At 70.4% G+C, this 24,665-nt stretch carries 20 protein-coding genes; 18 read left to right on the top strand and 2 right to left on the bottom strand.

The genetic code is table 11. From position 1 onward, the window contains the following. Positions 1-8 precede the first annotated feature (8 nt). Positions 9-1,085 carry a Gfo/Idh/MocA family protein gene (locus tag AC4GYY_RS16040; protein ID WP_491122035.1) on the bottom strand — a complete coding sequence of 359 codons (1,077 nt, stop codon included), beginning with the start codon at positions 1,083-1,085 and terminating at the stop codon, positions 9-11. A 36-nt stretch (positions 1,086-1,121) separates the two neighbouring features. On the opposite strand from AC4GYY_RS16040, the gene AC4GYY_RS16035 reads away from it, so the two are divergent. The 15 genes from AC4GYY_RS16035 (at position 1,122) to AC4GYY_RS15965 (ending at position 20,021) form a co-directional block, all read left to right on the top strand. Then, positions 1,122-2,030, top strand: a complete 909-nt coding sequence (locus tag AC4GYY_RS16035) for an aldo/keto reductase (protein ID WP_491121997.1) — start codon at positions 1,122-1,124, stop codon at positions 2,028-2,030. Then, the gene (locus tag AC4GYY_RS16030) at positions 2,027-3,091 is read left to right on the top strand and encodes an LLM class flavin-dependent oxidoreductase (RefSeq protein WP_491121995.1); all 1,065 of its coding nucleotides are present in this window, start codon (positions 2,027-2,029) and stop codon (positions 3,089-3,091) included. The genes AC4GYY_RS16035 and AC4GYY_RS16030 overlap by 4 nt, the downstream gene beginning before the upstream one ends. Before the next feature lie 81 nt (positions 3,092-3,172). Next, entirely contained in the window at positions 3,173-3,760 is a 588-nt protein-coding gene (locus tag AC4GYY_RS16025; protein WP_491121993.1) for an NADPH-dependent FMN reductase, read from the top strand. After that, positions 3,753-5,138: an FAD/NAD(P)-binding protein gene (locus AC4GYY_RS16020; RefSeq protein ID WP_491121991.1), complete on the top strand. Its 1,386-nt coding sequence runs from the start codon at positions 3,753-3,755 to the stop codon at positions 5,136-5,138. Before AC4GYY_RS16025 ends, AC4GYY_RS16020 begins: the two co-directional genes overlap by 8 nt. A gap of 172 nt (positions 5,139-5,310) precedes the next feature. Next, the gene (locus AC4GYY_RS16015) at positions 5,311-7,071 is read left to right on the top strand and encodes an N-acyl-D-amino-acid deacylase family protein (protein WP_491121989.1); all 1,761 of its coding nucleotides are present in this window, start codon (positions 5,311-5,313) and stop codon (positions 7,069-7,071) included. 81 nt (positions 7,072-7,152) lie between these two features. Further along, positions 7,153-8,481 carry a glycoside hydrolase family 130 protein gene (locus AC4GYY_RS16010; protein WP_491121987.1) on the top strand — a complete coding sequence of 443 codons (1,329 nt, stop codon included), beginning with the start codon at positions 7,153-7,155 and terminating at the stop codon, positions 8,479-8,481. Positions 8,482-8,566: 85 nt separating this feature from the next. After that, positions 8,567-9,679, top strand: coding sequence for an Rv3169 family protein (locus tag AC4GYY_RS16005; protein ID WP_491121985.1), 1,113 nt, complete (start codon positions 8,567-8,569; stop codon positions 9,677-9,679). After that, complete coding sequence (locus tag AC4GYY_RS16000) at positions 9,676-10,686, top strand: phosphotransferase family protein (protein WP_491121983.1); 1,011 nt, start codon at positions 9,676-9,678, stop codon at positions 10,684-10,686. Before AC4GYY_RS16005 ends, AC4GYY_RS16000 begins: the two co-directional genes overlap by 4 nt. After that, a complete protein-coding gene (locus AC4GYY_RS15995) occupies positions 10,683-11,069 on the top strand; it encodes a hypothetical protein (RefSeq protein WP_491121982.1) in 387 nt (128 codons plus the stop codon). The genes AC4GYY_RS16000 and AC4GYY_RS15995 overlap by 4 nt, the downstream gene beginning before the upstream one ends. Beyond that, the gene (locus AC4GYY_RS15990) at positions 11,057-13,405 is read left to right on the top strand and encodes a CoA transferase (RefSeq protein WP_491121980.1); all 2,349 of its coding nucleotides are present in this window, start codon (positions 11,057-11,059) and stop codon (positions 13,403-13,405) included. Before AC4GYY_RS15995 ends, AC4GYY_RS15990 begins: the two co-directional genes overlap by 13 nt. Positions 13,406-13,416: 11 nt before the next feature. Continuing rightward, positions 13,417-14,220: a crotonase/enoyl-CoA hydratase family protein gene (locus AC4GYY_RS15985; RefSeq protein WP_491121978.1), complete on the top strand. Its 804-nt coding sequence runs from the start codon at positions 13,417-13,419 to the stop codon at positions 14,218-14,220. Further along, on the top strand, positions 14,220-15,713 hold the full coding sequence (locus AC4GYY_RS15980; protein WP_491121976.1) for an acetyl-CoA acetyltransferase: 1,494 nt from the start codon (positions 14,220-14,222) through the stop codon (positions 15,711-15,713). Before AC4GYY_RS15985 ends, AC4GYY_RS15980 begins: the two co-directional genes overlap by 1 nt. 206 nt (positions 15,714-15,919) lie before the next feature. Next, the gene (locus tag AC4GYY_RS15975; protein ID WP_491121975.1) at positions 15,920-17,962 is read left to right on the top strand and encodes a malate synthase G; all 2,043 of its coding nucleotides are present in this window, start codon (positions 15,920-15,922) and stop codon (positions 17,960-17,962) included. Positions 17,963-18,018: 56 nt separating this feature from the next. Further along, positions 18,019-19,605: an MFS transporter gene (locus AC4GYY_RS15970; protein WP_491121973.1), complete on the top strand. Its 1,587-nt coding sequence runs from the start codon at positions 18,019-18,021 to the stop codon at positions 19,603-19,605. Beyond that, positions 19,605-20,021, top strand: coding sequence for a secondary thiamine-phosphate synthase enzyme YjbQ (locus AC4GYY_RS15965; protein WP_491122033.1), 417 nt, complete (start codon positions 19,605-19,607; stop codon positions 20,019-20,021). The genes AC4GYY_RS15970 and AC4GYY_RS15965 overlap by 1 nt, the downstream gene beginning before the upstream one ends. Before the next feature lies 1 nt (position 20,022). On the opposite strand, the gene hpnJ is transcribed toward AC4GYY_RS15965, so the two are convergent. Beyond that, positions 20,023-21,465 carry a hopanoid biosynthesis associated radical SAM protein HpnJ gene (hpnJ, locus tag AC4GYY_RS15960; protein WP_491121971.1) on the bottom strand — a complete coding sequence of 481 codons (1,443 nt, stop codon included), beginning with the start codon at positions 21,463-21,465 and terminating at the stop codon, positions 20,023-20,025. A gap of 121 nt (positions 21,466-21,586) precedes the next feature. Between hpnJ and hpnI the strand changes: the two genes are divergently transcribed. The 3 genes from hpnI to AC4GYY_RS15945 all read left to right on the top strand — a co-directional run bounded on the left by hpnI (position 21,587) and on the right by AC4GYY_RS15945 (position 24,634). Next, a complete protein-coding gene (hpnI, locus tag AC4GYY_RS15955; protein ID WP_491121969.1) occupies positions 21,587-22,732 on the top strand; it encodes a bacteriohopanetetrol glucosamine biosynthesis glycosyltransferase HpnI in 1,146 nt (381 codons plus the stop codon). Next, the gene (gene hpnK, locus AC4GYY_RS15950; RefSeq protein ID WP_491121967.1) at positions 22,729-23,535 is read left to right on the top strand and encodes a hopanoid biosynthesis-associated protein HpnK; all 807 of its coding nucleotides are present in this window, start codon (positions 22,729-22,731) and stop codon (positions 23,533-23,535) included. Before hpnI ends, hpnK begins: the two co-directional genes overlap by 4 nt. Positions 23,536-23,641: 106 nt before the next feature. Continuing rightward, on the top strand, positions 23,642-24,634 hold the full coding sequence (locus tag AC4GYY_RS15945; RefSeq protein ID WP_491122031.1) for a lysylphosphatidylglycerol synthase domain-containing protein: 993 nt from the start codon (positions 23,642-23,644) through the stop codon (positions 24,632-24,634). Positions 24,635-24,665: the final 31 nt, after the last annotated feature.

The following is a 24,665-nucleotide window of genomic DNA, read 5'->3' as shown; positions in this document are numbered from 1 at the left end:
TATCGCTGTCAGAACCCCAGCTCGCGCATTTCGACGACCCGCTTCTCGCGCGCGCTGAGTTCCGCCGCCGCGCCGATCGCGACCGCCATCAGCCCGTCACGCGCGGTCACCTCGACCGGCGCCTCGCCGCGCACGGCGGCGTTGAATCGCTGGTGCTCGTAGAAGGTCGAGCCGTGATGGCTTCCAGCGGCGAGCGCGGTCGCGTCCGTCTCGACATGCCGCCGCTCGACCCGCTTCGGATTCATGAAGCCGACCCGCGGCGAAAGGACCAGCGATCCCTCCGGGATCAGCACGTCGAGCCGCGCTTCGCTGCCGACGGCGGTGATCTCCTCCTGGTTCTCCGCGCCGTCGGCGAACATCGACAGGTCGAGCATCGCCCGCGCCCCGTTGGCGAAGTCGACCGTGGTGAAGCTGTTGTCGATGATGTCGGGCGTCTCGCCCCCGTACGCCTCGTCCAGATGGTTCACGTCCATCGCGCCCGAGCAATAGACGCGCACCGCCTCCGCGCCGACGATCAGCCGCATGAGATCGAAGAAGTGGCAGCACTTCTCGACCATCGTGCCGCCGGTGTTGCGGCTGAACCGGTTCCAGTCGCCGACCTTTGCGAGGAACGGGAAGCGGTGCTCGCGGATCGACAGCATCTGCAAGCGGCCGACCGTGCCAGTGCGGACCTCGCGGATGAACTCGGCGGCGGGGGGCATGTAGCGGTATTCCATCGCCGTCCAGAACGGTCGTCCGCTCGCCTCCGCCTGCGCGACGATCCAGCGCGCGTCCGCGATCGTCGTCGCGAGCGGCTTCTCGCACAGGATGGCCAGCCCTTCGCCGAACAGCGGCATCAGCACGTCGCGGTGCGTATGATTGGGGCTGGCGACGATCACCGCGTCGACCAGCCCGCTCTTGGCGAGCGCCGCCGAGTCCGCGAAGGCCTCCACGCCTTCGGCGCGCTCGCCGAGCGCGGTCCGCGCCCAGCCCAGCGACGATTCGACGGGATCAGCGATCGCGGTGACGACCGCGCCGGGGGTGACGGCCAGGTTGTTGAGGTGCTCGACCCCCATCATTCCGGTGCCGACCAGCCCGTAACGCACTTGCTCAACCACGCGAGACGCCTCTATATGACAACGATGTCCTATCTCCCTGTATCGCGCGAATCGAGGCCGCTCGGCAAGAGCGGAATCATGGTGTCTCCCATTGCCTGGGGGATGTGGCGCTTCGCCGGCGTCGGCCGCGAGCATGGCCGCGCCCTGATCGAGGCGGCCTTCGACGCGGGCGTGTCGCTGTTCGACACCGCCGACATCTACGGCTTCGACGGCTCGGCCGGCTTCGGCGACGCCGAGTCGCTGCTCGGCGAGATCTTCGCCGCCGCGCCGGGCCTGCGCGAGCGGATGGTGCTCGCGACCAAGGGCGGGATCACGCCGCCGGTGCCCTACGACTCGGGTCGCGATTATCTGATGCAGGCGCTCGAGGACTCGCTGCGCCGCCTCAGCGTCGAAGCCGTGGACCTCTACCAGATCCACCGACCCGACATCCTGACCCACCCGCAAGAGGTGGCGCGGACGCTCGAAGACATGGTGTCGTCCGGCAAGGTCCGCGCGATCGGCGTCTCGAACTACACGATCGAGCAGACCGCCGCGCTGCGCGTGTTCCTGTCGACTCCGCTCGCCAGCACCCAGCCCGAGTTCTCGCCGCTCGAGACGACGCCGATGACGAATGGGCTGTTCGACCGCACGATGGCGCACGATGTCGCCGTGCTCGCCTGGTCTCCGCTCGGCGGCGGCCGGATCGCCCGGCCGGCCACCGCGCGCGAGCAGGCGGTCGCCGCCGCGCTCGACGCCGCCGCCGCCAAGGCGGGCGTGTCGCGCACCGCCGCCGCCTACAGCTGGATCATGGCCCACCCGGCGCAGGTCATCCCGATCGTCGGCACCCAGAAGATCGAGCGCGTCGCCGAATTGGCCGACGCCTTCAAGGTCCGATGGACGCGGGCGGACTGGTACGACGTCCTCGTCGCCTCGCGCGGGGAGAAGCTGCCGTGACCGGCTCCTGCGAGATCAGCTGGTTCTCGGCGCTCTGCGACGACGACTACGAGTTCCTCGGCGTCCCCGATCCGATGCTCAAGTCGTCGTGGGAACATTGCCGCGACATCGTGCTCCAGGCCGAGACCGGCGGCTTCGACAACATCCTGCTCCCCTCGGGCTATGCGCTTGGCATCGACACGACCGCCTTCGCCGCGGCGATCGCGCCGATGCTCCGGCGCATGGCGTTGCTGATGGCGGTTCGCGTCGGGGAGAGCTGGCCGCCCCAGCTCGCCCGCCAGATCGCGACCATCGACCGGCTGCTCGGCGGACGGCTTACCGTCAACATCATTTCTTCCGACCTGCCGGGCGAGACGCTGGCGAGCGCCCCACGCTACCGCCGCACCGTCGAGGCGATGGCGATCCTCAAGACGCTGCTGAACGGCGAGGCGCTCGACCACGACGGCGAGTTCTGGAAGCTCAAGGTCGATCCGCCGCGGGTCGGCACGGTCAGCGGCAAGGCCCCGCTCCTCTATTTCGGCGGCCTCTCCCCCGACGCGCGCGAGGCGGCGGCTAAAGGTTGCGACGTCTTCCTGATGTGGCCCGACACGAAGGAGAAGGTCGCGGAGATCATCGCCGACATGAAGGCGCGCGCGGGGAACCACGGCCGTACCCTTCGCTTCGGCTACCGCTCTCACGTCATCGTCCGCGATACCGAGGCCGAAGCGCGCGCCTATGCCGACCGGCTGCTGTCGAAGCTCGACGATGCCGAAGGCGCGGCGATCCGCGCGAAATCGCTCGATTCGCAGAGCGCCGGCGTCGCCGCGCAGGCGGCGCTGCGCGAGAACGCCTCGGACGACGGCTATGCCGAGGAGAACCTCTGGACCGGCGTCGGTCGCGCACGCTCGGGCTGCGGCGCGGCGATCGTCGGCGATCCCGACCAGGTGCTGGCGAAACTGCGCATGTATCAGGAGATGGGGATCAAGGCCTTCATCCTCTCCGGCTACCCCCATGCCGCCGAGGCCGACCTGTTCGCCCGCCACGTCCTGCCGCACATCGACCACGCGCCGCTGGCGCGGTGACACCGGTCGTCCCGAACGAAGTCGAGGGACGGTGTCTCGACTTCGCTCGACACGAACGGTGCAGGCTTTAGAGTCGTTGACATGCCACAACCGGACACCCAGCCCCTCGTCGTCGGCATCGGCGGCACGATCGGCAGCGTCTCGTCGACCGAGCGCGCGCTCCGCATCGCGCTCGACGCCGCGTGCCAGCAGGGCTTCCGCACCCGCATGTTCGGCGGCGCGGAGATGGCGCGGCTGCCGCTCTACGATCCGAAAGCCGCCGGCCGGACCCCCGAAGAACGCGAGTTCGTCGACGCGGTGCGCGAGGCGTCGGCCGTGATCATCGCCTCGCCCGGCTATCACGGCAGCATTTCGGGCGTGGTCAAGAACGCGCTCGACCTGCTGGAGGAGACCGCGCGCGACGAGGAGCGGCCGTATCTCGCCGACATGCCGGTCGGGCTGATCGCCACCGCCTACGGCTGGCAGGCGACCGGCTCGACGATCGCGGCCTTGCGCTCGATCGTCCACGCGCTGCGCGGCTGGCCGACGCCGTTCGCGGCGGCGATCAATACCCAGCTCACCAAATTCGACGAGACCGGCGGGGCGAGCGACCCCACGGTGGTCGAGCAGCTGCGGCTGGTCGGCAGACAGGTCGCGCGCTTCGCTCCTTTGGCGGGAAACAATGGCTGACGCAGGACTGCCGGGCTTCGGACCCGATCACACCGTCGTCATCGTCGGCGGCGGCTTCTCGGGCACGTTGCTCGCGATCAACCTCGCGCGTTTCGGCGGCCCGCGGACGATCATGGTCGAGCGCCGCGCCGACCAGATGGCGCGCGGCGTCGCCTATTCGACGCCGCATCCCAGCCAGCTGCTCAACGTCCGCGCCGGCGGGATGAGCGCCTTCCCCGACCAGCCCGACCATTTCGCCAAATGGGTCGCCGGCCGCGGCGGCACCGGCGCGACCGCCTTCGTGCCCCGCGCGCTCTACGGCGCGTATCTGCGCGAGATGCTGGTCGAGAGCGGCCTCACTGCCGGCGACCGGCTCGTGATGCGCGAGGGCGAGGCCTGCGATCTGATCGAGACCGAGAGCGGTGTAGCGGTCGTGCTGGACGACGGCAGCCAAGTCGAGGCCGACGCGGCCGTCCTCGCGGTCGGCAACCTCCCGCCGCACGACCCGCCCGGCATCGACGGCGACGCGCTCCCCGCCGATCTCTACGTCCGCGATCCGTGGCGGGACGATCCGACCGCCGGACTCAAGGACACCGACCGGGTCGTCCTGCTCGGCACCGGCCTCACCGCGGTCGACGTCGCGCTCGCGCTCGACGCCTCGGGCTTCGGCGGCGAGATCGTCGCGCTCTCCCGCCGCGGCCTCGCCCCGCGCCGCCACATGGACGGCCAGCCGCCCGTCAAGGGGCTGTGGGACCCACCCTCCGATCCGCTCTCGAAGATCACCGCCGACGTCCGCGCCAAGGCGAAGGCCGGCGAGTGGCGCAGCGCGATCGACGCGCTGCGCCCGATTACCCAGCGGCTCTGGGCGGGCGCGAGCGACGACGAGCGCGCGCGCTTCCTGCGCCATCTCCGCCCCTTCTGGGACGTCCACCGCCACCGCCTGGCCCCCGTGGTCGCCGAGCGGATCGAGGCGATGGTCGCGAGCGACAAGCTCTCGTTCCGCGCCGGCAAGACGATCGCGGTGACGCCCGAGGACGAGGGCTTGCGCCTCGACTGGCGTCCGCGCCACCGCGATCAGGCGGAGTCGACGCACGTCCGCCGCATCGTCAACTGCACCGGCCCGCAGGGCGACCTCACCCGCTCGACCGAGACGCTCCTGCGCACGCTCGCGTCCCGCGGGACGATCCGCGCCGACCGGCTACGGCTCGGCGTGGACGTCGACGTCCGTTCGCGCGTCGTCGCCGCGGACGGCGAACCCAACCCGCGCCTCTACTGCGTCGGCCCGATGACCCGCGGCAGCTCGTGGGAGATCGTCGCCGTCCCCGACCTGCGCCGCCAGAGCTGGGACGTCGCCCGCCGCCTCGCGAACGCCCACTGGGTCGGCGGCGAGGGGCTATAACTCCCCACGTCATCCCGCGAATGCGGGGATTCGGAAGCACTAAGGTCTCGGCTGAAATGGTGAGTTCAGCCAGGATGGATCCCCGCCTGCGCGGGATGACGAGCTAACACGTTTGACTTACCCGCCCCACCGGCCCACCCTCCCGCGCAAACAATACGGCAGGAGAGTCCCCATGCCCCAGGCAGCCTATGACCTCGTGATCCGCGGCGGCACGATCGTCGACGGCTCGGGCGGCGAGCCGTTCCAGGGCGACGTCGCTGTCTCACAAGGCGTCATCGTCGGCGTCGGCCGCGTCGCCGGGCACGGCCGGGAGGAGATCGACGCGCGCGGCCAGATCGTCACCCCCGGCTTCGTCGACGTCCACACCCATTACGACGGTCAGGCGACCTGGGACCAAAGGATGCAGCCGTCTTCATGGCACGGCGTCACCACCGTCGTGCAGGGCAATTGCGGGGTCGGCTTCGCCCCCTGCCGCCCCGAGGACCGCGACCGCCTCGTCTACCTCATGGAGGGCGTCGAGGACCTCCCCTACCCCGTCCTCACCGCCGGGCTGCCGTGGAATTGGCAGACCTTCCCCGACTATCTCGACGCGCTCCAGGACCGCCGCTTCGACGTCGACATCGGCACCCAGCTCCCGCACGCAGCGCTTCGGGTCCACGTCATGCGCGAACGCGGCGTCGCACGGGAGGCCGCCACCCCCGACGACATCGCCCGGATGGCCGCCATCGCCAAGGCAGCGGTCGAGGCCGGGGCGCTCGGCTTCTCGACCAGCCGCACGCTCAACCACAAGACCAAGGCCGGCGAGCCGACCCCGACGCTGACCGCTGAGGAGGACGAGCTCACCGGCATCGCCATGGCGCTGGCGGCGGCGAACAACGGCCGCGGCGCGGGCGTGCTCCAGCTCGTCAGCGACTTCTACCCGGACCCCGCCGCGGAGTTCGCGATGTTCCGCCGCATCGTCGAGAAGAGCGGCCGCCCGCTCTCCTTCAGCCTCGCGCAGAGCCACCAGGCTCCCGACTCGTTCCGCATGATCCTCGACGCGCTCACCGACGCGGCCGACGCCGGGCTGCCGATGAAGGCGCAGGTCTCCCCCCGCGCGGTCGGCGTCCTGTTCGGGCTCGACCTCACGCTCAACCCGTTCAGCGCGCACCAGACCTACAAGGAGATCGCGCACCTCCCGCTCGCCGAGCGGATCGCCGCGCTGCGCGATCCCGCGCTCCAGTCGCGGCTCTTCGCCGAACGGCCGAACCCGAGCGATCCCTTCGCCAGCGCCAGCCTCACCGCCTGGGCCGGCATGTACCCGCTCGGCGCCGAGAGCCCCGATTACGAGCCGACCCAGGACCGGACCGTCGCCGCCCTCGCCGCGGCGCAGGGCCGCGACCCCAAGGCGGTCGCGCTCGATCACCTGCTGTCGAACAACGGCGGCGGCATCCTCTACCTGCCGTTCCTCTCCTATGGCTACGGCTCGCTCGACGCTTCCTACGAGATGCTCCGCCACCGCGACACCGTGCCGGGCCTGTCAGACGGCGGCGCGCACGTCGGGATGATCTGCGACGGCAGCTTCCCGACCTCGCTCCTCACCCACTGGACCCGCGACCGCACCCGCGGGCCCAAGCTCTCGCTTCCCTTCGTGATCAGGCAGCAATGCGCCGACACCGCCGCGCTGGTGGGCCTCGGCGATCGCGGGCGGATCGCGGTGGGTCAGCGCGCCGACCTCAACGTCATCGACTACGACCGACTGACCCTTCTCGCCCCCGAGATCGTCCACGATCTCCCCGCCGACGGCCGCCGCCTGATGCAGCGGGCGACCGGCTATACCGCGACGATCGTGGCGGGCGAGATCACCTACCGCGACGGCGAGCCGACCGGGGCGCTGCCGGGGCGTCTGCTCCGCGGCGCGCGGGGCGCCGCGAGCATGAAGGCCGCAGCCTGATCACGCCCGCCGCGCACTTTGCCACGAACCTAAGTTAGCGCCGCCGCGTTCCTCGCCGCGACCTCTCATCAAGGATCGCGCATGGAAGCCGCCGACGTCTTCAGGAAATTGCCGATCGAGCTGAAGCCCGATCCCTCCCGCACCGTGATCCGCCCGTTCGGCTTCGGCTATCCCGACGCCTTCGCCGCCGGCAAGACGCCGCGGATGGAGCACGTCGCGCAGCGTCTGCTGGCGCTCTCGCCCGACCTGCGCGAGCGGATGCTGGCCTTGATCCGCAAGCCGATGGACGAGCGTCACCGCAACGCCGGCGCGATCTTCCGCCGCCGGTTCGCGGAGGTGAAAGGCGACCTTGGCGACCTCGGCGAGGTGAGCGAGACCGACCAGCTGCTGATCGGCGCCTATTTCAGCCAGGAATATGCGTTCGAATCCGCCGCGCTGTTCAATCCCAGCATCGTCCGGGTTCCGGACCGCGAGCCGGAGGACGGGCGCATCCCGTTCCTGCTCTCGCTGCGCGGGATCGGTGAAGGCCATATCTCGTCGGTGACGTTCCGCACCGGCTGGTGGGACGGCGGCGACGGACTCGAGGTCGATCCGGCGAGCGCCAGCGGCGTGCCGCCGCGCGTCGAGTGCGACCGCGACGGCTGGACCCGACTGGAATGCGACGACAGCCGGCATGTGTCCGAGACGGTGATCTACCCGGTCCTCCCCAGCCAGCGCCAGGGGGTCGAGGACGTCCGCCTCGTCAACTTCACCGACGACGACGGAACCGAGAGCGTCATCGGCACCTACACCGCGTTCGACGGCGCGAACGTCCGGCAGGAGCTGATGCGCGGCATCGACCTGCGCACGCTCGAGATGCGCCCGCTCGAAGGAAAGATGACCGCCTACAAGGGCATGGCGCTGTTCCCCCGCCGGATCGACGGCGACTTCGTGATGCTCGGGCGGCAGGACAGCGAGAACCTCTACCTGCTCCGCTCCAAGGACATGGTGGTGTGGGAGACGGGGGAGCTGCTGATGGGCCCGAAATACCCGTGGGAGTTCGTCCAGATCGGCAATTGCGGCTCGCCGATCGAGATCGACGAGGGCTGGTTGGTCTTCACCCACGGCGTCGGTATGGTCCGCGGCTATTGCATCGGCGCCTGTCTGCTCGACAAGGCGGACCCGTCGAAGGTCCTCAAGCGCGTGGCCTCGCCCCTCCTCTTCCCCAGCGCCGAGCAGCGCGGGGGCTACGTGCCGAACGTCACCTATTCGTGCGGCGCGCTGCTTCACGGCCGGCGCATCCTCCTGCCCTATGCGCTGGGCGACGAATATAGCGTCTTCGCCACCGCCAGCGTCGACGATCTGCTGTCCGTGATGGTCGAGGCCGGTGCGGCGGTCGAGGAGGCGCCGGTCCTGCCGAAGGCGGCATAACAAAACTTATCTCGGCGTTGACTCGAACGCCTCGGCTGGTCCACCGCTCTCCCCTGCGACGCAAGATCGCGAGGGAGAGCGGGCGATGGTGCTGACCAAGGGCGACGATTATCCGATCCACCAAACGGCCGAGCCGGTCGCCTATGCGGGCACCGACCGCAATTTCTACGACCGCTATTTCTTCAACGGCTATCCGCAGAGCCCGGAGGAAGACGGCTTCTTCGCCGCCGCGCTCGGCGTCTATCCCCACATCAACGTCATCGACGCCTCGTTCTGCTGGCTGTCCGGCGGCAGGCAGGTCAACCTCCACGCCAGCCGCGGGCTGAACATGGAGCGAATGGACACGCGCGTCGGCCCGATCCGGGTCGAGGTGATCGAGCCGCTCCAGGTCCTCAAACTCACCGTCGACGCGCCCGACCAGGGCGTGATGGCCGAGCTGACCTTCACCGGCCGCGCCTTCCCGATCGAGGAGCCGCGCTTCACCCGCCGCAACGGCCCGCGGGTACTGATGGACGTGACACGGCTGACCCAGAACGGGTCCTACGCCGGCTGGATCGAAGTCGACGGCGTCCGCACCGAAGTGGCGGGCTGGGTCGGCACCCGCGACCGCTCGTGGGGCGTCCGCCCGATCGGCGCGCCCGACGCGCAGCCGGCGTCGCCGCCGATCGCCCCGCAATTCTACTGGCTGTGGAGCCCGTGTGCGATGGAGGGCGGCGATCTCTACGCCCACACCAACGACGACGAGCACGGCCGCTTCTGGAACCGTCGCGCCACGTTCCGCCCGCTCGGCGGCGGGCCCGACGACGAGCATCATTTCGACGCCTCCGACTATCGGATCGAATGGGAGAAGGGCACCCGCCGGGCGCGGGCGGCCGGCCTCACGCTCGACGACGAGAACGGCGAGACCAGGGTCGCCTTCGACATCGGCGCGACCTTCATGATGCTCGGGCTCGGCTACGGCCATCCCACCTGGTCGCACGGCCGCAGCCATGGCGAGGCGCTGACGGTCGAGCGCGAGGACTTCGTCGTCGCTGAGCTTGATCCGATGCTGCCGCATCACCTCCACATCCAGGCCCTGGTCGGCGTGACGATGACCGGTCCCGACGGCCACATCCGTCGCGGCCGGGGCGTCCTCGAACAACTCGCGATGGGGCCGCACGCGCCGACCGGCCTTACCGGAGTGATCGACCCGGCATGACGCCCCCGCTCGAAGCCGCGCAGGTCGAGGCGTATCTGACGCGCCTCTGGAACACGCCGACGACCGTCGAGGCGCTCTCCCGCATCCCCGGCGGGGCGAGCCGCGAGACCTACCGCTTCGACGCGGTCGCGGACGGCAAGCGCCACGGCCTCATCCTCCGCCGCGAACCCACCGCCGGGCTGATCGACACCGAGACCGAAACCGAGTTCCGCGCCTATCAGAGCGCCGCCGGCGTCGTGCAGGTGCCGATCGCAATTGCGCTGGAGCAGGGCGGCGCGGAGCTCGGCCGCCCGTTCTTCATTACCGAGCGAGTCGAAGGGGGCGTCGTCGCCGGTTCGTTCGAGCGAGCGCCCTTCGGCGAGCACGCCGAAGCGATCGGCGCGGAGTTCTTCGCCGCGCTCGGCCGGCTCGCCGCCTTCGATCCGGCCGGCAGCCCGCTCGCCGAGCACGTCCCCACGCCCGCGCGCGACGCCTGCTGGCGGATCGCGCTGGACTATTGGGAGGGCGTCCTCGACGAGGACCAGCTCGCGCCGCTGCCGCTCGTCCGTGCCGCGATCCGCCGGCTGCGCACCAGTCCGCCCCCGCCGGCGCAGGCGGTGCGGATCGTCCACGGCGACTATCGCTCGGGCAATCTGATGCACGACGGCGCGGGACGGATGCTCGCGATGTTCGATTGGGAGATGGCGCACCTCGGCGACCCGCTCGAGGATCTCGGCTGGGCGCTCGACCCGATCTGGGACCATTTCGAGCCTGGCCTCGCCTGCGGCATGATCCCGCGCGAGGCGGCGCTTGCGGCATGGGAGGCGACGAGCGGCATGCGCGTCGACCCCGTCGCCATGCGCTGGTGGTCGCTGTTCAACTCGGTCAAGGGCCGCGCGATCTGGACCAGCGCGTACAAGGAGTATGTCGCCGGCGGATTGAGCGATCCCGTCCTCGGCATCTCGGGCTGGTACACCGCCACCCGGCAGGACGTGATTATCGCCGCGCAACTGGAGGCGTTCCCATGAGCCAGCTCGGCGAGATCCTGACCGGCGCGGGCATGGTCGGCATCGGCGCGGGAACCGCCGCCGCCGAGCACGACGCTTTCGCCGGCTCGACGATGACCGTCGGCGGCCTGCTCGCGATCCTCGGCGCGCAGGAAGCGGAGAAGGCCGCGGCGTGGCGGATCGCCGATCTCGAGGCGATGGCCGCGCTGCTCGGCGACGCCGCGCCGGATCGGGCCGGCGGCTGGACGCTGACCGAACTCGACGCCGATTGGGCGCGCTTCTCCGAGGCGCTGATCGCCGCCCACGCCGCGGCCGAAGCCGCAGGTGACGCCGAGCGCGACCGTGGCTTCCTCGCCTTCTATCGCGACAGCGCCGCCCGGCGCGCGCTCGTATGGCCGATCTGACCGACCTGCCGCTGGCCGGCGTCCGCATTCTCGACCTCGCCCCAGGGCCTCTCGCCCCGGTCGGCCGCTTCCTCGGCGAGCTTGGCGCGGAGGTGATCCGCGTCGAGCCGCGCGGGGGCGCGTCTGATCGAAGCGAGGGCCCGACGGTCGCAGGCGTCTCCCTGCCGTTCGTCGCCGGCAACCTGGGCAAGCGGGCCGTCGCGCTCGAGCCCGGCGCCGACCGGGCGGCGTTCGAGGCGCTGGTGCGCAAGGCGGACATCCTGCTGGAGGTCGGCGGCGGCCTCGACCGTCCCGCGCTCCACACCCTCAACCCCCGCCTCCTCATTGTCGCGATCTCCGATTTCGGCGCGGACGGCCCCTGGTCGCACTGGCGCGCCAGCGACGCCGTCCTTCACGCGCTCACCGGAGGCCTGTCCCGCTCCGGCCTGCCCGGTCGCGAGCCGCTCCTCCCGCCGGGCCAGCTCACCTACGAGACCGCTTGCGCCCAGATCGCCTACCTGACCCTCGCCGCCTACATTCGCGTCCTGCGCACCGGCGAAGGCGACCGGCTCGACGTGTCGCTGCTCGAAGCGGGGATGCAGGCGCTCGATCCGGGCTTCGGCCTCTCCGGCAGCGCCCAATCGGGCGTCCCCTTGTGGAAGCTCAGCCGCGGCCGCGTCGACGAGAGCTTCCGCTACCCGATCTACCCCTGCGCCGACGGCTTCGCCCGCGTCTGCGTGATGGCTCCGCGCCAGTGGCGCGGCATGTTCCGCTGGATGGGCGAGCCGCCCGAGTTCGCCGGCCCGCAGTGGGAGAATATCGTCCACCGCTTCCGCTCCCCCGATCTCGTCCCCGCCATCGCCCGCTTCCTCGCTCCGAAGACCCGCGACCAGATCGAGCGCGAGGCGCAGGCGCACGGCGTCCCTGCGGCCGCCCTGCTCGACCTCGCCGAGGCAGCTCGCACCCCTCAGATGCAGGCGCGCGGCGCGATCGCCGAGGTGGAGATCGCCCCCGGCGTCGTCCTGCCCTTCCCCAACGGCACGCTCGAGATCGACGGCGAGCGCGCCGGCATCCGTGGCCCCGCCCCAGCGCTGGCGACCCACGCCGCGTTCGAGACACCCCGGCCCGACTTGACGCCCCCACCCCCCGCCGACCGCCCGCTCGAGGGCATGAAGGTTCTCGACGTGGGCGTGATCGTCGTCGGCGGCGAAAGCGGCCGCCTCCTCGCCGATCTCGGCGCCGAGGTGGTGAAGGTCGAGAACGGCGCCTATCCCGACGGCCAGCGTCAGTCGCGCGACAACGCCCCCGTCTCGCTCACCTTCGCCGCCGGCCACCGCAACAAGCGCGGCCTCTCGATCGACCTTCGCTCGGACGAGGGCCGCGCGCTGTTCCTCGATCTGGTCCGCGAAGCCGACGTCCTGCTCTCGAACTTCAAGCCCGGCACGATGGCCTCGCTCGGCCTCGACCGCGAGACGCTCGCAGCCGCCAACCCGCGGCTCGTCACCGTCGACAGCTCCGCCTTCGGCCCGACCGGTCCCTGGTCCGCGCGCCTCGGCTACGGCCCGCTGGTCCGCGCCTCGGCCGGCATGACCGCGCGCTGGACCTATCCCGGCGAGCACGAAGGGTTCGCCGATTTCCTCACCGTCTACCCCGATCACGTTGCCGCCCGCATCGGCACCTGCGGCGCGCTCGCTTTGCTGATCCGGCGGATGCGCACCGGCGAAGGCGGCAGCATCAGCATCAGCCAGGCCGAGGTGATGATCGGCCACCTCGCCGCCGATGTCGCCGCGCTCGGCGCGGAAGCCGCCGGCCTCGCCGTCGAGCGCCCCGCCGCGCCCGAGGACTGGCTCCTCCCCGCCGCCGGCGACGACGAATGGTGCGTCCTGACGATCGCCACGGACGCCGACCGCGCCGCGCTGGCGGCCCTTTGCGGTAGCGCCGACCGAGAGACCGTCGCCGCCTGGGTCGCCGCCCGCGCACCCGAGGACGCGACCACCCAACTTCAGCAGGCCGGCATCGCCGCCGGCTGGATGGTCCGCGTCGTCGACATGCCAGACCTCCCCCAATACCGCGCGCGCGGCACCTTCCGCGAGGCGACGCACCCGCTCGTCGACCACCCCTTCCTCGTCGAGGGCGCGGCGACCCGCAGCGAGCGGATGCCCGATCCCGCGCAAGGCTCCGCCCCCCGCATCGGCGAGGACAGCGTCGCCGTGGTTCGCGACTGGCTCGCGCGCGACGCCGCCGATCTCCTCGCGAACAAGATCATCGAACAGGCAGACCCCCATCCGGTCGCGTCGAGCGAAGTCGAGAAGCCCGCCCAGGCGTCTCGACTTCACTCGACACGAACGGCTTTGTAGAAGGACCAATAATGACCCAGCTCGGCAATGACGCCGTCTCCGTCGAGACCCACGGCAACGTGATGCTCATCACGATCAACCGCCCCGAAGCCCGCAACGCCGTCAACCGCTTCGTCCACGAAGGCGTCGGCGACGCGCTCGAAGCGGCGAATCACGACCCCGAGATCCGCTGCGTCATCGTCACCGGAGCAGGCGACAAGTCCTTCTGCGCGGGGGCCGATCTCGTCGCTCTTTCTCGCGGTGAATCGCTCGCCCCCGATGACAAGGCCAAACAGGCCTGGGGCTTCGCCGGGATCGTCAGCCACGCCATCTCCAAGCCGGTGATCGCCGCGGTCAACGGCATGGCGCTCGGCGGCGGGCTGGAGATCACGCTCGCCTGCGACCTCGCCGTCTCGGTCGACACCGCCCAGTTCGGCCTGCCCGAGCCCAAGCGCGGGCTGTTCGCGGCGGCGGGCGGGGTCTTCCGCCTGCCCGAGCAGCTGCCCAAGAAGATCGCGATGGAGATGATCCTGACCGGCGATCCGATCCCCGCCGCTCGCGCGCTCGAACTCGGCCTGATCAACGCCGTCGCCCCGCGCGAGGGGCTGCTCGACGCCGCCTTCGCGCTCGCCGAGCGCATCGCGGTCAACGCGCCGCTGTCGGTCCAGGCGTCGAAGCGGATGGCGCAGGGCATCGTCGACGGCCAGGTCGCGCGCGAGGACGCCGCCTGGGCGCAGAACCGCGCCGAGACGCGCGTCGTCTTCACCAGCGAGGATTCGCGCGAGGGACCGAAGGCCTTCGCCGAGAAGCGCGCCCCGGTGTGGAAGGCCAAGTAATGGCGGACCCGGAACGCATCGCCGTTATCGTCGGCGTCGGGCAGGTCAACGACCGCCCCGCCGATCCGGCGCAGGGCCTCGATGCGATCGGGCTGATGCTCGTCGCGCTGGAGGAGGCCGAGAAGGACGCGGGCGGCGGGTGGCTGGCCGACCTCGACTCGCTCGGCATCGTCCAGCAGATCAGCTTCCGCCACGACAACCCCGTCGCCCCCAAGCTGGCGAACCGGCTCCGCCTAACCGAGGGCGTCGCCTACGAGTCGATCGGCCCCAATGGCGACAGCCCGATCCTCCTCCTCAATGAGGCGGCGAACAAGATTGCGCGCGGCGAGGCGAAGGTCGCCGCGGTCACCGGCGGCGAGGCGCTGCGCACCGCCAGCCAGCGCGCCGCGCTCGCCGCCAAGGGCTCGGTCGCCGACCAGAACCCCTTGCGCAAGCTCGTCGAAGGCCGCGCGCCCGGCTACCGCCAGCGCTACGGCCTCACCACTCCGGTCGACGTCTACCCGCTCTACGAGAACGCCGGCCGCGCCGCCTACGGCCAGACGCTCGCCGAGGGTCAGCGCGAGTCCGGCGAGATCTGGTCGCGCTTCTCGGAGGTCGCGAACCGCACCCCCGCCGCCTGGATCCACCAGGCGCGTACTCCGGAAGAGGTGATCGAACCCACCGCCGACAACCGCCCGATCGCATTCCCTTACACCAAGCTGATGGTCGCCAATTCCAGCGTCAACCAGGGCGCGGCGGTGATCGTGACCAGCCTCGCCGAGGCCCGCCGCCGCGGCGTGCCGGAGGCGCGGCTGATCTATGTCGGCCGCGGCGCGAGCGCGCACGAGCACGACGACTTCCTCATGCGCGACCGCTACGACGCCTCGCCCTCGATGCGCGCCTGCCTCGAAAAGACGCTGGAATTTAACGAGATGGAGGCCAATGATCTCGATCTGGTCGAGCTCTATTCCTGTTTCCCCTGCGTCCCCAAAATGGCGCGCCGCGTGATCGGCTGGCCGGTCGAGAAGCCCTCGACCGTCTTCGGCGGGCTCACCTTCGGCGGCGGGCCGATCGGCAATTACATGGGCCACGCGACTGCTGCTATGGTCGATGCGCTCCGGGCGGGCGAGGGCCAAACCGGCCTCCTCTTCGCCAACGGCGGCTTCGCGACGCACAACCACGCGATCGTCCTGTCGATCTCGCCCCTCCCCGGCACGGGCGAGGCGCATGAGTTCGACCTGCAGGCGGAAGCGGACGCCGCGCGCGGCCCGGTGCCGAAGCTGATCAAGGACTATGCCGGTCCCGCGACCATCGAAACCTACACCGTCTTCTACGCTCGCGACGGCGCGGCGAAGAGCGGTGTGGTGGTGGCCCGCACCCCGGAGGGCGGTCGCACGCTGGCGCGAGTGGATGATCCGGAAGCGTGGGCCTGGCTCACCAGCGGCGACGCCGAGCCGATCGGCACCAAGGGCGAGGTGATCCCCAACGGCGACATGCGGGTCTGGCGCGCCTGATGTCCCTCTCCCCTCCGGGGAGAGGGAGAGACGCCGAAGGCGGCGAGGGGAGAGGGGCAGTGCGACACGACGCCACTGCTGCACTGCCCCTCTCCCCGACCCTCTCCCCGCAAGCGGGGAGAGGGAGACTTGTGCGCTTCGCCGGCCTCCCCTAATCCATCCCCGCCCTCCCCAGGCGTCGGATCAAGCTTACGGAGGAGTTCCCCATGATCACCCGCGCCGGCCTCTCGGTCGACGTCGCCCTCGCGACCTTCCTCGAGGCCGAGGTGCTCGCCCCGCTAGCGATCGACGCGGACGCATGGTGGCAGGGCGTCGCCGTGATCTTCGGCAACTTCACCCCCGAGAACCGCGCGCTCCTCGCCCGCCGCGAAGACCTCCAGTCGCAGATCGACGCGCGCTACGCCGCGGGCGAACCAGTCCACGAGGCGTTCCTCCACGCGATCGGCTATCTCGTCCCCGAGCCCGCACCGTTCACGATCGGCACGACGGGCGTCGACCCCGAGATCGCGACGATGGCCGGGCCGCAGTTGGTCGTCCCCTCGCTCAACGCCCGCTTCGTCCTCAACGCCGCCAATGCGCGCTGGGGGAGCCTGTACGACGCGCTCTACGGTACCGACGCGCTCGACGCGCCGGCACCCCGGTCCGGAGGCTATGACGCCGAACGCGGCGCGGCGGTGATCGCCCGCGCCCGTGCCTTCCTCGACGCGACCTTTCCCGGCTGGGAAAAGGCGCTCACCGGCGAGGACTGCCCGCAGCGCTTCGCGCGCTCGGACCGCGGCATTGTCTTCATAAATTACGGCCTCCACGTCGAGGTGGTGGTCGATCGCAGCCATCCGATCGGCGCGACCGATCCGCTCGGCATCGCCGACGTGGTGCTGGAGTCTGCGCTAACGACGATCGTCGATCTCGAGGATTCGGTCGCCGCAGTCGACGCGGCGGACAAGACCGCCGCCTACCGCAACTGGCTCGGCCTGATGCGCGGCGACCTCGAAGAGACCTTCGAAAAGGGCGGCAAGTCGCTGACCCGCAAGCTAAACGCTGACCGTAGCTTCACAGCGCCGAGCGGCTTGGCCTTCACCATCCCCGGTCGCTCGCTGCTCTTCGTCCGCAACGTCGGCCACCTGATGACCACGCCGGCGATTAGGCTCCCGGACGGCTCGGAAGCGCCCGAAGGCGTTCTCGACGCGATCGTCACGTCGACGATCGCGCTGTTCGACCTCCGCCGCCTCGGCCGCTTCGTCAACAGCCGCGCTGGCAGCGTCTACATCGTCAAGCCGAAGATGCACGGCCCCGACGAATGCGCCTTCACCAACCGCCTGTTCGACGAGGTCGAGGACCTGCTCGGCCTCGCCCGCCACACGGTGAAGGTCGGAGTGATGGACGAGGAGCGCCGCACCTCCGCGAACCTCGCCGCCTGCATCCATGCGGTGAAGGACCGGATCGTGTTCATCAACACCGGCTTCCTCGATCGCACCGGCGACGAGATCCATACCGCGATGCGCGGCGGCCCCGTCATCCGCAAGGGCGAGATGAAGGCCGCGGGCTGGATCAAGGCCTATGAGGACCGCAACGTCCGCATCGGCCTCGCCTGCGGGCTTTCCGGCAAGGCGCAGATCGGCAAGGGCATGTGGGCCGCGCCGGACCGGATGGCCGACATGCTCGACCAGAAAATCGCGCATCCGCTGTCGGGGGCGAACACCGCCTGGGTACCATCCCCGACCGCGGCGACGCTCCACGCGATGCACTACCACCAGGTCGACGTCTTCGCCCGCCAGCGCGAGATCGCCGTCGAAGCGCCCCCGCCACTCGCCAAGCTGCTGGAGGTCCCCTTCGCCGGCGGCCGCAACTGGACGCCCGAGGAGGTCCGCGAGGAGCTCGACAACAACGCGCAAGGCATTCTCGGCTACGTCGTCCGCTGGATCGACCAGGGCGTCGGCTGCTCGAAGGTCCCCGACATTCACGATGTCGGACTGATGGAGGACCGCGCGACGTTGCGCATCTCGTCGCAGCACATCGCCAACTGGCTGCTCCACGGCGTCTGCACCGCGGAGGAGGTCGACGCCGCCTTCGCCCGCATGGCCGCCAAGGTCGACGCCCAGAACGCCGGCGACCCGCTCTATCGCAAGCTCGTGCCCGACGGCCTCGCCTGGCAGGCCGCCCGCGCGCTCGTATTCGAGGGGGTGGATCAGCCGAGCGGCTATACCGAGCCGCTCCTCCACCGCTTCCGCGCCGAGGCGAAGGCGCGCTGACTCGCGCTGGACCAAGGCCCCCGCGCGGGTAGAAGGGGCGGCGAGAAGGAGAGGGAATGACCGCAGCCATCGCCAGCCCGGACGCCGAACCCACCCACGCCGACATCCGCCTCGTCATCTCGGCGTCGGCGCTCGGCACCGTGTTCGAGTGGTACGACTTCTTCATCTACGGCACGCTTGCCGCCTCGGGGATCATCGGGCGGACCTTCTTCCCGGCGGGAAACGAGACCGTGCAGACGCTGCTCGCCTGGGCGGGGTTCGCGGTCGGGTTCGGCTTCCGGCCGCTCGGCGCCGTGCTGTTCGGCTACCTCGGCGACAAGCTCGGGCGCAAATACACCTTCCTCGTCACGATCACGCTGATGGGCGTGGCGACCGCAGGAGTCGGCCTCATCCCCTCCGCCGCGACGATCGGCTTCGCCGCGCCGATTCTGGTGCTGCTGCTGCGGATCGCGCAGGGTCTGGCGCTCGGCGGCGAATATGGCGGAGCGGCGGTCTATGTCGCCGAACATTCGCCCAAGGGCCGCGCAGGCTTCTACACTAGCTTCATCCAGGCCGGCGTCGCCGGCGGGTTCATCCTCAGCCTCGCGGTGGTCCTCGCGGTCAAGGCGGTGCTGCCCGCGGGCGCTTGGGACGCCTGGGGCTGGCGCGTCCCGTTCCTGATCTCGCTGGCGCTGCTCGCGATCTCGCTGTGGATGCGGCTGAAGCTCAGCGAAAGTCCCGTTTTCAAGAAGATGCGCGCCGAAGATGAGATCGCCAAGAACCCGCTCAAGGACAGCTTCACCTACCCCGGCAACCTCAAGCGGATGATCGTCGCGCTGTTCGGCATCGCCGCCGGGCTGACGGTGATCTGGTACACGTCGATGTTTTCGGTCTTGTCGTTCCTTCAGACGACGATGCGGGTCGAGGAGACGACCGCGCAGATGATCGCCGGCTTCGGCGCTCTGGTCGGGGTCGGCTGGTTCGTGCTGTTCGGGCACATCAGCGACCGGGTCGGGCGCAAACCGCCGATCGTCGTCGGCTATGTGCTGACCCTCGTCCTCCTGTTCCCGATCTTCTGGCTGATCGGCGGCGCGGCGAACCCGGGGCTCGCGGCGGCGGCGGCGCGCGCGCCGGTCGTGGTGTCGGGGCCGGCGTGCGCCTATTCCCCCTTCGCGACCAAGCAGATCGATGCCTGCGGCAAGCTGCTCGATCATCTCTCGAAGAAGGGCGTCGCCTACACCAAGCGCGAGGCGGCGGCGGTCCGCGTGACGATCGGCGGCACCCTGGTCCCGGACACCTCGCCCGAGGGGCTCGACGCCGCGCTGACCTCGGCCGGCTACGACCTCGCCAAGGTCCGCCCGGGGGCGGGGCAGATCGCGCTGATCCTGTTCGGCATCCTGGCGATCACAGGGCTGTCGGGGATCACCTACGGCCCGGTCGCGGCGCTCCTGTCGGAGATGTTCCCGCCCGCGATCCGCTATTCGTCGCTCTCGATCCCCTATCATCTCGGGACCGGCTATTTCGGCGGATTCCTGCCCTTCATCAGCCAGTATATCGTCGCCAAGACCGGCGATCCCTATTCCGGCCTTTGGTACACCTGGGGGGTGACGCTGATGGCCCTTGCGGTGACGATCTGGGGTCTGCGCGAGACGCGAGAGGCATGATGCGGCAAGCGGCGACCGAACTGGTGGTGGCAACGCCGGGCCAGGGCCTCCACGAGATCACCGGCGAGGTCATCCGCTGGGTGGCCGCGACCGGAATCGGCACCGGGCTGCTGACCCTGTTCCTCCGCCACACGTCTGCCTCGCTGCTGATCCAGGAGAACGCCGCCCCCGCCGCCCGGCGAGACCTCGAGCGCTATTTTGCGAAGGTCGCACCCGAGAGCCGCGACTACGACCACGATGACGAAGGGCCGGACGACATGCCCGCCCACCTGCGCGCCGCGCTCACCGCGACCAGCCTGTCGATCCCGGTCGCCGAAGGCGCGCCCATGCTGGGGACGTGGCAGGGCATCTACGTCTTCGAACACCGGTACGCCCCGCACCGGCGCCGGGTTGCGCTGCACCTGATCGGCGAGTGACTTACGCCGCCTTCTTGCGCTCGCGCAGGAACTCGAAGAACTCTACCCCCTCGCGCAGCCGGCGCTTCATCATGTCGAAATCGCGCAGCATCTCGCCCATGATCGCGCCGATCTTGCGCGGGCGGAAGTAGAAACGCCGGTAGAATTCCTCGACCTTGTCGAAGATCACGCTGGCGTGGAGATGCGGATAGCTGAGCTGCGCGATCTGGGTTCCGCCCTCGGTCAGCAACTCGTTGGTGTTGTCGAACCAGCCGTTTTCGATCGCCTGCTTGTACAGGAACGTCCCAGGATACGGCGCGGCGAGCGACACCTGGATCGTGTGCGGGTTGATCTCCTTGGCGTAATTGATCGTCTCCTCGATCGTCTCCAGCGTCTCGCCGGGCAGCCCCAGGATGAAGGTGCCGTGGATGACGATGCCGAGTTCGTGGCAGTCCTTGGTGAACTGCCGCGCGACGTCGACGCGCAGCCCCTTCTTGATGTTGTGGAGGATCTGCTGATTGCCGCTCTCGTAGCCGACCAGCAGCAGCCGCAGGCCGTTCGCCTTGAGCACCTCCAGCGTCTTCCGCGGGACGTTGGCCTTGGCGTTGCAGCTCCACGACACCTTGAACCCCGGCTTGCCGAAGCCGAGCGCGCCCAGCGCCCGCGCCAGCTCCTCGACGCGCGGCGCCAGATCGGTCAGCGTGTCGTCGTCGAAGAAGATCTCCTTCACCTGCGGCATCTCGCGCAGGATGTACTCGACCTCCTCGATCACCTTGGGGACCGAGCGGAAGCGGTAATTGTGCCCACCGATCGTCTGCGGCCACAGGCAGAAGGTGCAGCGGCTCTTGCACCCGCGCCCGGTGTAGAAGCTGACATAGGGATGGCGGAGATAGCCGCCGAAATACTTCTCGATGACGAGGTCGCGCTTGTAGACCGGCGAGACCATCGGCAGCGAGTCCATGTCCTCGATCATCGCGCGGTTGGCGTTGCGGACGAACGTCCCGTCGGGCGCGCGCCAGGTGATCCCGTCGACCTCGGCCAGCGGCCTGCCCGCGGCGATCTCCACTACGGTGAAATCGTATTCCTCGCGCGCGACGAAATCGATGTGCGGGCTGGCGGCGAGGCTCTGGTCGGGCTCGATCGCGACCTTGGCGCCGACGAAGCCGATCAGGATCGAAGGATTGCGCGCCTTGATCAGCGCGGCGGTGCGGATGTCCTGGTTGAAGCTGGGGGTCGAGGTGTGGAGGATCACGAGATCGCGCTCATCGAACTCGTGCGCGATCTCCTCCCACGACTGATCGTGCGCGGGGGCGTCGATCAGCTTGGAGCCCGGCACCATGGCGGCGGGCTGGGCGAGCCAGGTGGGATACCAGAACGACTTGACCTCGCGCTTCATCTGGTAGCGCGCGCCCGCGCCGCCGTCATAGCCGTCGAACGAGGGAGCCTGGAGGAAGAGGGTGCGCACGTTGCTGTGATTCCGGGTCTGTGATCTGGGGCGGCTTATCGGCCCGGCGCCGCGAAATGTCGAGCAGGCGTGCTCGGACGTCCCCTTACCCGCGTGGGTCGGAGCGCCTATGGCGGGGCCGATGCTCCTTTCCCTCCTCGCCTGGCTCCTTCTCGCGCTCTCGATCCTCGGTTGCGGTTACACGGTCGTCGCCGCGCTGGCGACGCGACGCTATTTCGTCGCCCCCGCACCGGCGCCCCGCTCCGGCGTCGGCGTCACCATCCTCAAGCCGCTCCACGGTGCGGAGCCGCGGCTCGTGGACAATCTCGCGACCTTCCTGGCGCAGGATCACGCCGGTCCGGTCCAGCTGCTCTGCGGGGTCGCCGACGCCCGCGACCCCGCGACGCTCGCGGTCGAGGTGCTGCGGCTCCGCTATCCGACCGCGCGGATCGACCTGGTGGTCGACCCGCGGCGGCACGGATCGAACGGGAAGGTCGCCAATCTCGTCAACATGGAACCCCGGATCGCGCACGACATCGTCGTGCTGAGCGACAGCGACATGGCCGCGCCGCGCGATTACCTGTCGACGCTGGTGGCGGCGCTCGATCGGCCCGGCGTCGGCGTGGTGACCTGCCTCTACCGCGGGCGCGGCGACGTCGGCTGGGCGTCGCGGCTGGCGGCGGCGGGGCTCTCCTACCGCTTCCTGCTCGACGCGACCTTCGCCAGCATGTCGGGTCAGATCGGCGACGCCTGCATGGGCTCCACCATCGCGCTCCGGCGAGCCACGCTCGGCCGCATCGGCGGGTTCGCGCGATTCGCCGACGTGCTCGCCGACGATCACGCGATCGGCCAGGCGGTGCGCGCGACCGGCCAGTCCATCGCGATCCCCTCCCTCCTCCTCACTCACGCCAGCGACGAGCCTGCGCTCGGGGCGGTATGGCGCCACGAACTGCGCTGGGCCGCGACCGTGCGGCAAGTGACGCCGCCGCTCGCCTATGCGGGCGCGGTGATCACCCATCCGGTGCCGCTGGCGCTGCTCGGGGCGTTGGCGCATCCGTGGATCGGCCTGGCGGTGGCGCTCGTCGCGTTCGGAGCGCGCGTCTTCGCGGCGACTGAAGTCGACCGGCTCGTCGGGGAGCCGACTGCGCCCAAGGCATGGCTGCCGCTGCGCGACCTGTTGTCGTTCGCGGTCTATCTCGCCAGCTACGCCGCCCGGCAGGTCGACTGGCGGGGCGAGCGGCTGCGGATGGCCGGCGGCGGCCGCATCGCGGCGGAGCCCGCGGAGTGAAGCGGCTGATCGTGACCGCCGACGACTTCGGCGCGTCGCCGCAGGTCAACGAAGCGGTAGAGCAGGCGCACCGCGACGGCATCCTGACCGCCGCCAGCCTGATGGTGACCGGAGCGGCCGCCGCAGACGCCGTGGCGCGAGCGACCTGGATGCCGAACCTCGGCGTCGGCCTCCATCTGGTCCTGGTCGACGGACGCCCCGCCCTGCCCGCGGACCGCATCCCGGCGCTGGTCGGCGGCGACGGCAGGTTCCGTCCGGACATGGTGCGCGCGGCGATCCGCATCTTCGCCGATCCGCGAGCGCGTGCGCAGCTCCATGCGGAGGTGGAGGCGCAGTTCGCGGCATTCGCGGCGACCGGTCTGCCGCTCGACCACGTCAACGCCCACAAGCACTTTCACCTCCATCCCACCATCGCCGCCGCCGTGCTGCGAATCGGGCCGCGGTTCGGAATGCGCGCCGTTCGCGCGCCGTTCGAGATCGGGACGGCGGGGATCGAGGCCTGGTGGGCGAAGCGACTTGCCGTAAGGCTGCGGCGCGCGGGAATGCTGGTCCCCGATCAGGTGATCGGGCTGCGCTGGACCGGCGCCTTCACCGTCGACCGGATGCGCGCGGCGCTGGCGGCGCTTCCGGACGGCCTTACCGAGCTCTACGCCCACCCGGCGACCGGCCCATATCCCGGCTCCGCTCCCGGCTACGATTATCCGGGCGAGCTGGCCGCCCTGGTCGACCCGCTTGCAGCCGCGGCGATCACGGAGCAGATGGCCGCGCATGGCGACTTCCGCACCTTCCTTTCCCCGGACTGAGGTCGCCGATGCGTAGGACCGCGCCGGACAAGGAAGTGCGCCGCGGGTTCGCCGGGCGCCGCCCGATCGGGGCGCCGCCCGCGCGGCGGTCGCGGATGGTGCTGGGCTGAGCAAGGCGCGGATCGGCTTCCTCGTCGCGACGATGGTCGGGCTGGCGGTGGCGGCTTGGGCGCTCCGCTCGGTCGATCCCGGCGCGGTCGCCGCCGTCGCGCGGCGACTCGGCTGGTCGGGGGCGGTGCTCTATGTCGCTTACTCGGTCGCGGTGTTCGGCCTGCTCGGCGGCGCTTGGCTCGCGGTCGCCAGGGACGAGCCGGCGCGCCGCCTGCCCCTGTTCGCCTGGGCGCGGATGGTGCGCGAGGCGGCTGCCGACCTGCTCCCCTTCTCCCAGATCGGGGGAATCGTCTACGGGACGCGTACGCTGACCGCCGCCGGGGTGCCGCGCGCTCGGGTCTATGCCGCATTCGCGGCGGACATGACGACCGAGATGGCCTCGCAGCTGCTGTTCACGCTGTTCGGCGTGGGCATGACCGCGTCGATCCTGATGGGCGAGGCCGGGGCGGCGCTGCGGCCGGCGATCGCCGGCGGCGCGGCTGGGCTGCTCGCCATCGTGGCGGTGTTCGTGCTGGGGCAACGCCCGCTGCTGGCGCTCGCGGCGCGGCTGTCGCGGCGCGTTCCGGGAGCGGAGGCGGCGGTCGTGGCGATCCAGGCGGAGCTGTCCGAGGTGTACCGGCGACGCCGGCGTCTGCTGGTGTCGTTCGTGCTGAATCTGGCGGGCTGGACGGCGTCGGCGGCGGGCAGCTGGCTGCTGCTGCGGCTGATCGGGGTGGACTTGCCGTTCCTGTGGGCGATCGCGATCGAGGCGCTGATCTTCACGGTCCGGTCGGTGGCGTTCGCGGTACCCGGCGCGCTGGGCTTTCAGGAGGCGGCCTATGTCGTGCTGGGGCCGCTGTTCGGTTTGCCGGCGGAAACGGCACTGGTCCTGTCGCTGGCCAAGCGCGCGCGCGAAGTCGCGATCGGCGTGCCGGCCTTGCTGATCTGGCATGCGCTCGACGCGCGCCCGGTCCGCCCGGCGGCCGTCTTCGAGAATCGGGTGAACTGATCCAAGTCCCAGCGGTTGGGGACAGGACAGG

It is taken from the genome of Sphingomonas sp. SP6 (genome assembly GCF_058313435.1).
This window is presented reverse-complemented; position numbering and strand designations above follow the sequence as displayed.